Origin of the sequence: Lysinibacillus sp. NPDC098008 (genome assembly GCF_044760715.1) — a bacterium.
Classification (GTDB): Bacteria; Bacillota; Bacilli; order Bacillales_A; family Planococcaceae; genus Lysinibacillus.
This window is the reverse complement of record NZ_JBIWBA010000005.1, coordinates 29,800-42,357: the sequence shown is the minus strand read 5'-3', so window position 1 is coordinate 42,357 and position 12,558 is coordinate 29,800. Positions and strand designations below refer to the sequence as shown.

General features: G+C 35.8%; 12 protein-coding genes. 4 read left to right on the top strand and 8 right to left on the bottom strand.

Annotated elements, in window-relative coordinates:
- Positions 1-4 precede the first annotated feature (4 nt).
- On the top strand, positions 5-472 hold the full coding sequence (locus ACIQVU_RS07265) for an 8-oxo-dGTP diphosphatase (RefSeq protein ID WP_340807439.1): 468 nt from the start codon (positions 5-7) through the stop codon (positions 470-472).
- Between the two features lie 53 nt (positions 473-525).
- On the opposite strand, the gene ACIQVU_RS07260 is transcribed toward ACIQVU_RS07265, so the two are convergent.
- The 6 genes from ACIQVU_RS07260 to ACIQVU_RS07235 form a co-directional block, all read right to left on the bottom strand.
- A complete protein-coding gene (locus tag ACIQVU_RS07260; RefSeq protein ID WP_340807441.1) occupies positions 526-1,314 on the bottom strand; it encodes an HAD family hydrolase in 789 nt (262 codons plus the stop codon).
- A 110-nt stretch (positions 1,315-1,424) separates the two neighbouring features.
- A complete protein-coding gene (locus ACIQVU_RS07255) occupies positions 1,425-2,507 on the bottom strand; it encodes an ABC transporter ATP-binding protein (protein ID WP_340807442.1) in 1,083 nt (360 codons plus the stop codon).
- Between the two features lie 49 nt (positions 2,508-2,556).
- Entirely contained in the window at positions 2,557-2,811 is a 255-nt protein-coding gene (locus ACIQVU_RS07250) for a DUF3006 domain-containing protein (protein ID WP_340807443.1), read from the bottom strand.
- Positions 2,798-3,967: an MBL fold metallo-hydrolase gene (locus tag ACIQVU_RS07245; protein WP_340807445.1), complete on the bottom strand. Its 1,170-nt coding sequence runs from the start codon at positions 3,965-3,967 to the stop codon at positions 2,798-2,800. Before ACIQVU_RS07245 ends, ACIQVU_RS07250 begins: the two co-directional genes overlap by 14 nt.
- A gap of 140 nt (positions 3,968-4,107) precedes the next feature.
- Complete coding sequence (locus tag ACIQVU_RS07240) at positions 4,108-5,454, bottom strand: GntP family permease (RefSeq protein WP_340807447.1); 1,347 nt, start codon at positions 5,452-5,454, stop codon at positions 4,108-4,110.
- Positions 5,455-6,594 (bottom strand): glycerate kinase, encoded by a 1,140-nt coding sequence (locus tag ACIQVU_RS07235; RefSeq protein ID WP_340807448.1) that lies wholly within the window; start codon positions 6,592-6,594, stop codon positions 5,455-5,457. It abuts the gene before it with no gap.
- Between the two features lie 141 nt (positions 6,595-6,735).
- On the opposite strand from ACIQVU_RS07235, the gene ACIQVU_RS07230 reads away from it, so the two are divergent.
- Entirely contained in the window at positions 6,736-7,854 is a 1,119-nt protein-coding gene (locus tag ACIQVU_RS07230; RefSeq protein ID WP_402894586.1) for a CdaR family transcriptional regulator, read from the top strand.
- A gap of 103 nt (positions 7,855-7,957) precedes the next feature.
- Here the strand turns inward: ACIQVU_RS07230 and ACIQVU_RS07225 are convergent, their stop codons facing one another.
- Positions 7,958-9,463 carry a coproporphyrinogen III oxidase gene (locus ACIQVU_RS07225; RefSeq protein WP_340807450.1) on the bottom strand — a complete coding sequence of 502 codons (1,506 nt, stop codon included), beginning with the start codon at positions 9,461-9,463 and terminating at the stop codon, positions 7,958-7,960.
- Between the two features lie 163 nt (positions 9,464-9,626).
- On the opposite strand from ACIQVU_RS07225, the gene ACIQVU_RS07220 reads away from it, so the two are divergent.
- Complete coding sequence (locus ACIQVU_RS07220) at positions 9,627-10,010, top strand: hypothetical protein (protein ID WP_340807452.1); 384 nt, start codon at positions 9,627-9,629, stop codon at positions 10,008-10,010.
- 376 nt (positions 10,011-10,386) lie between these two features.
- Here ACIQVU_RS07220 and ACIQVU_RS07215 read toward each other — a convergent pair whose 3' ends face one another.
- Positions 10,387-11,292, bottom strand: coding sequence for a stalk domain-containing protein (locus ACIQVU_RS07215; RefSeq protein WP_340807453.1), 906 nt, complete (start codon positions 11,290-11,292; stop codon positions 10,387-10,389).
- A gap of 171 nt (positions 11,293-11,463) precedes the next feature.
- Between ACIQVU_RS07215 and ACIQVU_RS07210 the strand changes: the two genes are divergently transcribed.
- Positions 11,464-12,543, top strand: coding sequence for a hypothetical protein (locus ACIQVU_RS07210; RefSeq protein WP_340807454.1), 1,080 nt, complete (start codon positions 11,464-11,466; stop codon positions 12,541-12,543).
- The last annotated feature ends 15 nt before the right edge of the window (positions 12,544-12,558 follow it).

The following is a 12,558-nucleotide window of genomic DNA, read 5'->3' as shown; positions in this document are numbered from 1 at the left end:
AAATATGACAACGATTGATTTATATACAATGTGCATCGTGCAGGATGGCGATAAAATATTATTATTAAATAGACCCGTGGAAAGAGGATTTCCAGGCTATATTGGTGCTGGTGGAAAAGTAGATTTCCCTGAAAGCTTAACTGAAGCGGCTATCCGTGAAGTAAAGGAAGAAACAGGCTTAATGGTGAAAGATTTAGTTTATAAAGGGCTTGATGAATATGTTGACCCAAAGAAAAACTATCGTTATATGGTGTTTAACTATTTAGCTACATCGTTTGAAGGCACACTGCTCAAAAATCCGCCAGAAGGTGAATTAGTATGGGTTCCTCTTAACGAAGCCTACAATCTTCCTATGCAGCCTTGGTTTAAACGAAGATTACCATTATTTTTTGAGGAAGGAACATTTGAAATTTATGAGGTTTGGGATAAAGAGCAGCAGCAAACAATAAAAGAATCTATTAAAAGGTTATAATCTAGCAAAAAACCAAACTATTCAAGTCGCAATAGTTTGGTTTCTTTTATTAATTATAGTTCCTTTACAAGTTCCAATAATGCTGTTAATGAATCGACTTCATAAGTAGGTGTTACAGCACCGTTTACAACATTGTTTTCGCGGTTAATCCAAACATTTCGCATCCCTACACGAGAGGAGCCTAAAATATCTGTATTTAAATTATCACCAACCATAATCGCATCATCAGCCGTAATACCTACCTTCTCCATAACATGCTCAAAAATAGCTGCATCTGGCTTTCCTTTGCCAAAATCCCCTGAAATAATAATATGATCGAAATATGGCGCAATTTCTGGTGTAATTTCGAGCTTTAAATTTTGTAAGCTTGGTGCACCGTTTGTTAGTAATATCAATTGATATTTCCCCTTTAATGCATCAAGCACAGCAAATGTATCTTCATATAAAAATGGCGATACTTTACGCTCTGCTACAAAACGCTCCCCTAGCTCTGCTCCAAACGCAGCATCCTCAATGCCAAGAGCCGCTAAGCCATTTGTCCAAGCAGCTGCACGATAGGCTGGTGCAATTTCTTTCATTTTTTGAAACGAATCTGTTGGATCATCAAAAGACCCCCAAAGTCCCTCAAATGGATTGATGCCAATTAATACCGTATAATCATATGTTTCATAGCCTTCATATAATGTACGTGCCTCTGTGCGTACCGCTTCCTCTAGCTCATCAGCATTTACATGATGTACTGTCGCGGCATAATCACATGTTTTTTCAAATGCTGTTTTAACAGATTTCTTATCCCATAATAATGTATCATCTAAATCAAAAATAATTGTATTAATAGCCATTCTGTCCGCTCCTAGCCTTCAATTGATACAACTATTTTAACATATTTTCAAAATATTTAGAGCGCTCTCTAACAAAAAACTATAGGAAGATTTATTCATTATAAAAGCTTTTAAAAAATTCTTTGTTCTGTTTCTTTGTCAAAAAAATGAGCCTTAGCCATATTAAATTGTAAGGAAATTGCATCACCTATATTAAATTTTGAAGCAGTGTTGAGCTTGGCAATGATCTGCTCACCATATAAATCACAATAGAGAATGGCTTCAGAGCCTAGTATTTCTATGACGGTGATTATTGCTTGATACGTTTCCTTCTCCATCTGTCCATAGGAAATGTCTTCAGGACGTATACCAAGAACTAATTCTTTATGTAAGTAGCCTTTGTCCAACAGTAATGCCATATCTTCAGCATTGATGTTGACGAGGAAGCCGTTTACGTTAAAACCTTCAGTTGTTAGGATGCCATAAAAAAAATTCATTGATGGTGAGCCTATAAAATCTGCTACAAAAATATTTTGCGGTTTTTCATATACTTCATAGGGCGTTCCAATTTGCAGCATCTTTCCATCCTTCATTACAACAATTCTTGATGCCATTGTTAACGCTTCTGTTTGATCATGTGTGACATAAATTGTAGTTGTTTGTAGATGCCTATGCAGTTGAATAATCTCTGTACGCATATGCATTCTTAGCTTGGCATCTAAATTTGACAAAGGCTCGTCCAGTAAAAAAACTTTCGCATCTCTGACAATTGCTCGACCTAATGCTACTCTTTGCCGTTGCCCACCAGACAAAGATTTTGGCTTCTTATTGAGATACTTCGTTAAATCTAAAATCTCAGCAATTCGCTCAATTTTTCTTTTTATCTCATATTTATTAATCTTTTGTAATTTTAAATTAAATGCCATATTGTCATAAATACTTAAATGAGGATAAAGTGCATAATTTTGAAACACCATAGCGATATTGCGGTCTTTAGGCTTTAACTCATTGACAAGCACTCCATCTATTAAAATTTCACCTGATGAAATGCCCTCTAAGCCCGCTATCATTCTTAAAGTTGTTGATTTTCCACATCCAGATGGGCCAACAAGCACAATAAATTCCTTATCCATTACTTCTAAATTAAAATTCTCCACCGCATTTGTGCCATCGCTATATGTTTTATAAATATGCTTTAATTGTAAATGAGCCATCCAATCCCTCCAATCAATAACTATCTAAATAAAATGTGTATCGTTCTTATTAGCGATGGTTATTTTTTTTGCGTAGTTTATCCATTAAACGTTGAATATTGGCTTGTCTTTGCTCCGTTTCTTCCTTTAATATTTCAATGTTGTAGTGTCCGTCGATTTCTTCTATTTGCACACGTGCACCTACCTCTACAGGCTTGCTCATGGCTGACTGTGAAATAATAAGTTGTTCTTCTTCCGCTGGATACTTTAAAAACACCGCATAGCCATCTTCAATACGGTCTAACGTGTATTTAGTCAAGCTCACTTACAAGTTCCCCTTTCTCATTTCGTAGTTGTGCAGCATCTCCATCATTTAACCAAATTTGCCTCGTTGTCCATTTTATATAATTTTTTCCCTCTCGTGCATCTGTGCCACTTGTAATATAAATAGTTTTACCTGGCTGTAATGATACATTAGGAAACTTAAAAACTTGATTTCCTTCTATTGAAATCAGTTGCCAATCCTTTAAAGATACAGTTTGTTGCCCATTATTTTTAATTTCTACAATTTCAGCTACTAAGTCTTTGCTCACAATATCAATAGCTGTTGTTGGTGCTGATGCTTCTACCTTGTATGCTTCCTCATCATTTACGGCATAGTTTACCCCATCTGTTGATACAATAATCGTTCCTTCCTTAGCAGTGGCATAGACTTTACTACCAACTGTCTGTAAACGCTCCATCACTTCAGCGTGTGGATGACCATATTTATTATCCTGTCCATAGCTTAAGATTGTTACCTTAGGTTTAACAGCTTGAATAAAGTCTGCTGAGCTACTTGTATTAGAGCCGTGATGCCCAGCCTTTAGCACAGTTGCGCTTACATCGTATTGTAGCATTTCTTTTTCTAAGGCTATACCAGCATCCCCAGTTAATAAAAAGGATACATTGCCATATGCTATTTTTAAAACAATTGAAGCATCATTATTATCTGCGGCATTTTCGTCAGCATTAAGCACCTTGACACTTAAATCCTTATCAAAATCAAGCGTGTCACCTGTTTTTGGTATATGATAAGGAATATTTTTCTCATCAATTAGCATTAGCATTTCTTCAAAGGTTTGCGAAGTATGTACCTTACCTGAATCGTAAAACTGCTGAATTGACATAGCATTTAATACAGGTATTAGCCCGCCAATATGGTCAGCATCAGGATGTGTCGCAACGACTATATCAAGCTTATTAACACCAAGTTCCTTCAAATAAGCAACAACCTGTTGCCCTGCTCCTTTTACACCACCGTCTACAAGCATTGTTTTACCATTTGGCGACTCTAGTAAAATCGAATCTCCCTGCCCTACATCAATAAAATGAACACGCATATCGTGACCAGCCGTTACAGGAATTTTCTCTGTCTTCACTGCCTCAGTACAGCCTGCTACTAGCAAAATACAAAGTAATACTACGATTATTTTTTTCATGAACTAACTCCCTTTCTTTTTCTATTATACAAAAAAGAGAGCTAGCCATGGGGGCAGCTCCTTTATCTTAATTCAGCAAATTCCTTTTGTATCGAAAGCATTAACGACAGGTACAATTAAGCTGGGGCGTAATTGATTCTTTAAACAAATATCCACCATAGCACCATCGTAATAATAATGGTTACAAGACCTTGCAATAATGTTGCAACGGTTTGTGCTTTATAGGCTTGTGTAACTTCCATACCACTATACTGTGTAATGACCCAGAAAAAACTATCATTCACATGGCTTACTGTCATTGCCCCAGCACCAATTGCCATCACCACTAATGCTAATGGTACCGCTCCATCAATTCCCAATGTCACAAGCATTGGGGCTACTAAAGTAGAGGTAATCACAAGAGCTGTTGTGGAAGAACCTTGAGCTGTTTTCAACGCTGCTGCTACTATAAACGGCACAAGCAGGAATAATGTGCCTGATGCAAACATTCCTAAATCCATTTCCTGTAGCATTTCTCCAACACCTGCATTTTTAATAACTGTACCAAATGAACCACCAGCTCCTGTAATCAATAAAATAGGAGCCGCTTCTTTTAAGCTTTCACCAATCCAGCCTGTTAATGTTGTTTCACTAATTTCAGGTAATAATAAAAAGGCAGCCGCTACCCCTAAAAACAATGCAACTGTTGGCGAACCTAAAAATTTAAAGATAGTGTTCAATGTGGATTCTGTATCTCCAACTAATGCTGCGACAGAGCCAAGACCAATTAAAACGATTGGTAGGATGATTGGTAAAAATGCTTTAAAGGTTGATGGCATTTTCCCAAAGGATTTAATGACTTCCTCATAATCTAATGCCTCTACCTCATCTTCAGGAACTCGAATTTTTGTCGCCACTTTTACTGACCATAGATAACCTACAAATGTCGCTGGTATCGCTACTAGTAAACCAATGACAATGACTGTTCCTAAATAATCTGCTGCGCCAATATTTCCTGCTGCTGCAATAGGCCCTGGAGTTGGTGGTACTAATACATGCGTTGCAAATAAGCCAGTTGCTAGAGCTACTGCCATAGATGCAATCGTGACATTCGCTCGCTTTGCCAATGATTTTTGCAAGCTAGATAAAATAATAAAGCCTGAATCACAAAATACTGGAATAGACACGATATAACCAATTAAAGACATTGCTAATTGTGGACGTTTTGGACCAACAATCCGTAGCACTACCTCTGCCATACGATAGGCAGCACCTGATTTTTCTAAAATTAACCCTATAATCGTTCCAGCGATAATAACTAAGCCAATGCTTGTCATTAGACCGCCAAATCCTGTATTAATACTTTCTACTACCGTTAATAACGGCATACCTGAAGCAATTCCAACGAAGAAAGCACTTATTAATAAAGCTAAAAATGGATGAAGCTTTAATTTTGCTGTTCCCACTACAACAAACAATACCCCTATTAAAATAATAATGAACAACATTTAATCATCCCCTTTTTGTATGTAATGTTCAAAAATTCCCCTTGCTTTTAAAGAAATAAAATACGCAGGTTTTTGTAGTGCCTGTCGAATAGTTACCTCCTCATCTACCAATGACTCCACAATACAAAAATGCTTTTGAAGTGCAGGTTTAGCCTCTGTATCAATTCCTCCAGACAATAAAATTGCTTCTACATTTGCGAGCTTCGCAGCTTTTGCTACCCCTATTGGTGCTTTGCCATGCAATGTTTGCAAATCAGATTTTCCTTCACCTGTTATAATCATCTGTGCATCTAGTAAATGCCTTTGTAGCTGTACAGCATCCATCACAATATCAATGCCTGCATAAAAGGTTCCTTGTAAAAATGCAATTAAAGCCCCACCCATTCCACCAGCAGCTCCTGCACCTTTATAATCATGTAAACGAATGGCAAATTGCCTTTCAACAATATCCGCAAATTGCTTTAAACAGTTATCAAAATGTGCAATTTGATGTGCTATAACACCTTTTTGTGGACCAAAAACCGCTGTTGCACCCCGCTGACCAATTAAAGGATTATCCACATCACAAGCAATTGTAAATGTTGCTTCTTTTACTCTTCTATCAAGTTTGCTAATATCTATAGTGTTTAACTGTAATAAATGTGAAATACCATGCTCAAGCTCTACGCCATCCTCATTTAAAAAGCGCACACCTAAAGCCTTTAACATACCAACTCCAGCATCATTTGTTGCGCTACCACCAATACCAACAATAAATTTTCTAAAGCCTTGGTCAAGCGCTGCCTTAATTAATTGACCTGTTCCATAAGAAGAGGCATACTCAGGATTTTTTTCATTATCTTGCAACAGCATAATTCCTGAGGCCTGTGCCATTTCTATCACACATGTTTCCTGATCACCCAATACACCATATTGTGCTGGAATAGTTCTTCCTAGTGGGTCTAATACATTCACTGAAAAATATTGACCATCTGTAGAGGTAATAAGCGAGTCAAGCGTTCCCTCCCCACCATCTGCAATTGGTAGAATAATGGTTTCAATCATTGGATTTGCTTCTAAAATTCCTTTTTGCATCGCTTTAGCAACTTCAACAGCTGATAATGTGCCTTTGTAGGAATCTGGACTAATAATAACTTTCATGCTACCCCCTCCATTATTTAGATAACCCAAAAGTTAAGCGCTTACATTTTATTATAATGACAAAAAATTTAGAAAACACTATACTGAGTGTATAAATTAACTGTCCTATAACAATTTATTTTTTATATGAGGTGTATAAACATGCTAACAAAAAAATTGGCAGAGGAAATTGTCTATCAAACAATGTTGCGCTTACGCCATAATATTAATGTCATTAGTCCAACAGGGGTTATCCTTGCCTCTGGCGATAGGATGCGAGTGGAAAATATTCATGAAGGCGCACTTTATGTAGCACAAACGAAACAGACATTAATTATTAATGAAGACAATATAGCATTATATCCGAATACAAAGCCTGGCATTAATATGCCTATTCTGTATCAGGATGAGGTAGTTGGCGTCATTGGGATTACAGGGGAATCTAAGGATATGCTTGATATTGCTAACCTTGTCCAGCTAACAACAGAAATCATGACACATCAAGCACTTGTTGAGTCAAAAAGTGAATGGCAGCGGAAAAATAACGACTATATCTTTGAGGCACTTGTACATGGTAGTAAGCTAGATGCTGCTTTAAATGAGCGAATGCAAAAATTACCCTTTACACTTAAAGCTCCTTTTCAAGTTATTTTAGTAAGCTTAAATGAATCCTCCTATGCAGAAAATACAATGCCATTCTTTTTTGAGGATTTATTTTATAAGCAGCCTGTTCTCGCTGGTCATAGTCAATTGCAGGAATATTATATTCTGCTAAGCGACTATCAAGAGCAGCGTTCCCGCTCCATTTTAAAAGCGTTACGCAAGAAAAAGCAGAAACTCGCTTCCTTACAAATTGGTATCGGACCTGTTGTGCAGCATTTATCACAGCTTCCCTATAGCTATCAGGGAGCTAAAACGGCTTTAAAGTTTGCAACAATCCATAATGAACTAACCTTTTTTGAGGATGTGGAACTATTTTCACTTTTTAAAGACCATGAATCTGAAGAGGTACAAGCATTTCAGCAGCGAATACTGCAAAAGATAAATGCAAAACAACTGGAAACATTGCAGACATTTTTCGACTGTAATTTACAGCTTAAACTTTGTGCGCAACAATTAAATATTCATCGCCATACACTTACATATCGATTAAATAAAATAAGAGAACTAACAGGCTATGATCCACAATATTTTGAGGATGCAGTGATTTTAAAAATCGCATGTACATTGCGAACACTCTCAATAAGTAAAGAGCTGTCTAAAAAGGGAAGACCTTTCTAGACAGCTAAAACTGTTATCTTAAATATTTGCTAAAAACCTATGTTTCTATAGTAGTTACACTAAAGTACTATCACCCTCTGTTTCAAAAGGCATGTCCTTATTACTATGCTTTATATAGCTCATCTAAAAGCTCGATTTTTTTACCAATAGCCTCTTCAAAGGTCATAATATAGGCAGCAGGGTCTTTTGGATTGTGGAACTGTGTGATTTTCCCTGTGTCAGGATGCACAAATTTTGAGGATGCTCCGCAGCCAATTCCTAAAATCGTTTGCACTTCTTCCATAATCACAATATTATAGATACTTTCCTCACCAGCCTTGCTATAGCCAACATTCTCTAAATTACCTAAAATATTTTTTTGACGATATAAATAGTATGGTACATAGTTATTTTCCTTTGTCCATACCTGTGCCATCTGCATCATTTCGGCAACTGTATCACGATCCGCAACTTTATATTTTTCCTTATTACGTGTCATTTCAGAAGCACGTTTAAATGACAATGTATGAACCGTCAATGACTCAGGCTGCATTTTAGCAGATTCCTCTAATGAATGCTGAAATTCCTCAACACCTTCATTCGGCAAGCCAATAATCAAGTCCATATTAATATTGTTCATACCTGATTCACGTGCAAGCCAAAACTTATCGATGGTTTCTTGAACAGTATGATGGCGGCCAATTGCTTTTAATGTTTCATCTGTATAGGATTGTGGATTCACACTTATACGATCAATCCCCCATTTTTTCAGTACTGCTAATTTTTCAGGTGTAATCGTATCAGGTCTTCCAGCCTCAACAGTGACCTCTCGAATCGTTTCAGGGTTTGGGAATGAGTCATACATTGTTTGGTATAAGGCATCCATTTCATCTGCCTCAATGGACGTTGGTGTACCACCTCCCCAATAAATAGAGGTAATGGTCATATTATTGTCCTTTAACCATTTGCCCATTTCACGTAATTCTATATGCAAACCATCTAAAAATGTAGTGACACGACCCTGTTTGCGGTTGCTACCAATCGCATATGCTGGGAATGTACAATATGCACATTTTGTTGGGCAAAATGGAATGCCGATATAAATACTAATTTCCTTTCCAATATCGTCTATATCAGGAATCGTTACTAATTGACGATCTACAATTTCCTTCAATAGTGCAACCTTCTCCTTTGATAGACGGAAATCTCGGATTAATAGCTCAGCAATTTCCTGCTCACTTTTACCTGCTTTTCTAAATTTATGATAGAGCTTTGTTGGGCGTACTCCTGTTAAAATCCCCCATTGCTGATGCATCCCTGTATGCTGCTCTAATACATCTAAAAATACATGTGACAATGCACGCTTTATACGAATATTGAGCTCTCGATCTGTTGCGACTGATTCATATTGAATACTGTAATGTGTTGTATATTCTTTACCATCTACTGTTAATATAGCTTTTGTCGTTATCGAAAAATCATCTCCAACCTCATAGGAAAATGATGCAGCCATCTCCGCATCCTCTGGTTCCACCTTTAGCTTGGAATCCTCAAAAAATAAATTCGCTATATGGTTTAATACGCGAATCCAATCCTCAGGGTATTTTTGATCTATGTGAATAATTTTCATAATATTATCGCTCTCTTCTTTCCTTATTCCAAATATATTGCAAACTTAAGTTTAACAAATTTTATTAACTTTAAGCAAAACAACAAAAATAACAGAATATTCTGTTATTTATAGACAAAAAAATTTTTTCTTATTATAATTTTTAAAAAGGGTGGTGTTAATAGTGAGTATTTTAAAGAATAATCGTATGCCCGTTTCGAATTTTATCCAACAAGTAGAAGTCGTATTCCACCATTTCGATGTAGAACGCTGTGATGACAAAACATTGTATATCGCTGTCTTATTAAAGTATGATATACATAAAGTTTTGTGTGACTTTATCTACATTATTGATCAACAGGACATTTATGGTGCTATTTCTATTAATAAGCATTATGAAAATGCTAGGAAATTTATCCAACAGCATTTCCAACAATTTTTATTATACTCAGATGAATTACTATTAGCTAAAAATTTTATGCACACCCATGCTTTCAAACAATGCCTTCAACAATTTATGAAAAAGTATCCTACAATTATTTCCTCGAAAATAATTTCTACAGCTTAAATAGGATACACTTAAACATCTGAAATACATCCTATTTGTGGACAATTTAATAAAGGAAATGCAGTTATCAATTAAGACACAATGAGATGACTTCGGTAAATAGCCAAAGTCATCTTTTTAATGTCCATAAAGCCCTGTTCTCCTAAACTCCAACTATATAACGGCACATTAAGCTGTTTTACACTAATAAACCCTAAGTCAAATACAACTTTTCGAAAGGTTTGGCATAGACCTTTCTCCTCAATAGCCCCATTAGATATGAAAATACTATTTGCATATTCCTGAAATATAGAAAAACCCCGTATAGGTTCACTTCACAAAGTGTCACTATTCGGGGCTTAGTTCAATTATACTGAAGTGTGCTCTTTTTTATTCACTATTTCAAATAATTGTTAATCAATTCAACGGGTACATATGTTGTTGCACCATTTAACAATGCAGGAGCTACTTGCAGTGTGTGCAGTGCTTGATTAAAATGAAATGCTTTTTCTCCACGCGTCATTGTGTATGTCGTATCTCCTTTTGTCAAGATCACCGTTTTTCCTGTTGCCACTACTTGATAGCCAAGCTTTTCAGCGATTGAGCGTAATGGGACCATTTTTATACCTGCGACCTCATAAGCTTCTGATGCAATAATAGCAGTAATTTCTGCCTCTATTGGGTCAATTACGCTTTCATCAGCATTATCTAGCACAATAATTTTTGTTGGTGTTGTTTGTGCTGGAATGCTTTTAGTTGAAGCTGTATAAAACACAACAAGATGCTTATTTGTTAAGTCTTTAGATGCTACTGTTTCTCCCTTAGCATTTAACAGCTCTGTGTCATCTCCAATATTTAACTTCAATAAATTATACGTATTTACCAAATTCTCAAAGAAATAATCAACTTCCACAAAGCCAGCGTCCTCTGACTCAACAATTACTACATCAGGATCAAACTGCGGTGGATAAATATATTTTTGTGGCTTGTTGGCAAATGTATATGCCACGACTTTGTCTCCCTCTTTTAGTTCTACTCTTTTACCAGTATTATCAAAGACAAGCGTATCTTTTGTAATTTCTAAAACATTTATTTGCTCATCGTCTTTCACTGTATAATATGTAATATTTTCACCAACACGGATATCCTCAACCATGCCACGTGTGTCATCGAAAATATATACAGGTTGAATTTGTGGAACCTCTAACTCAGTCATATGCTCATTTGCTGAAGCTGTTGGTACTACAACGCTGCCAAATAATAATGCAGTCATTGCTACAGGTGCTAATTTTTTCATCTTCATAAAGTATCTCTCCTTATTACTTGGATTCACTATAGTAGTAGCTTTTAAATGGAAAAAGTTTCATTGAACATAGAAAAATTATTAAAGGAGATAATTGGGTAATATTCCATTATATAATTCAATATGTTATAGTCTGATTTGGTGATTAATCCATAAAGGGGGGATGTTATATTGAAAAAAATAAGTATACCTTTTTTATTTTTAAGCTTTTTATTAATTGCTTGTCAGGATCAACAAGTAAATGAGCCATCTAGCGCTGATTCTTCTAAGGTTACTCAAGAGGAAGACTTATCTTTATCGACTGAAGAATGGCAGCAATTAGCATTAGACAGCACATGGTATCGTAATAGCAATATTCCTAGTGAAGATACATACTATAAAATGGTAGACTTTGAGGGAGATCAAGTACCTGAAATTTTTATTGGCTATAGTGGCACAAATTATGGCTATATTATTGGGAAATTTAATAAAGATAACAAATCATGGTCATTATGGGCTGCTCAACAATATGAAACACCTATTCATGGCGAGGTTCGTTTTAAAGATATACTAAAAAACAACAACGACCAAGAGCTTCCGCTAATAACTATTTTTTCTGCTGGAGCCTCTAATTACACGGAGGTGCTCCATTTATTGAAAGTATCGGATGATGGCGATAAAATTATTAGTGGTCAAACTTATAGCCTTTCCATGAATAGAAATTTAATTGTAGATACCTCTACCAATTCGTTTACCATTCAAGAGGAAAATTATTTAGAGCATTATGAGCTTCAAGACAATGCAATTATAAGTGAATATGGCACTGTTAAATTAAATTCTGGACTGCCTATCATTCAAAACGAAAAATTGTTGGCATTACTAAACAATAGTTTCTTTAAAACAGGTATTATTTTTGGAGATAGTTATTCAACCGCCAAAATTAAAGCTGGAACTCCAGTCAATGAGGACTATTATGAAGGTGGTTTCTGTTCTTTTTATGATGACTACTTTTTTTGTTTAGCAGAAGATGAAATTCCTCCTAGCCATTTTTATCTATCAAAATTTAAAAATGTCACAAGGGAAAATTTAGAAAAGGCTATCAATCAAACAATTCAAATTTTATCCTATGAAAGATATGGAGACCCTGATGATATTGTCTATTTTGGTGAATTTGAATTTGAAGATGTTTACTATTATGCTGAATTCAGCAATGATCAAAACAATGCAGCCCTATTAAACTTATCTTTAAGTTTAGTGGCTTCCACAAACTAAAAATAAAACCTACCA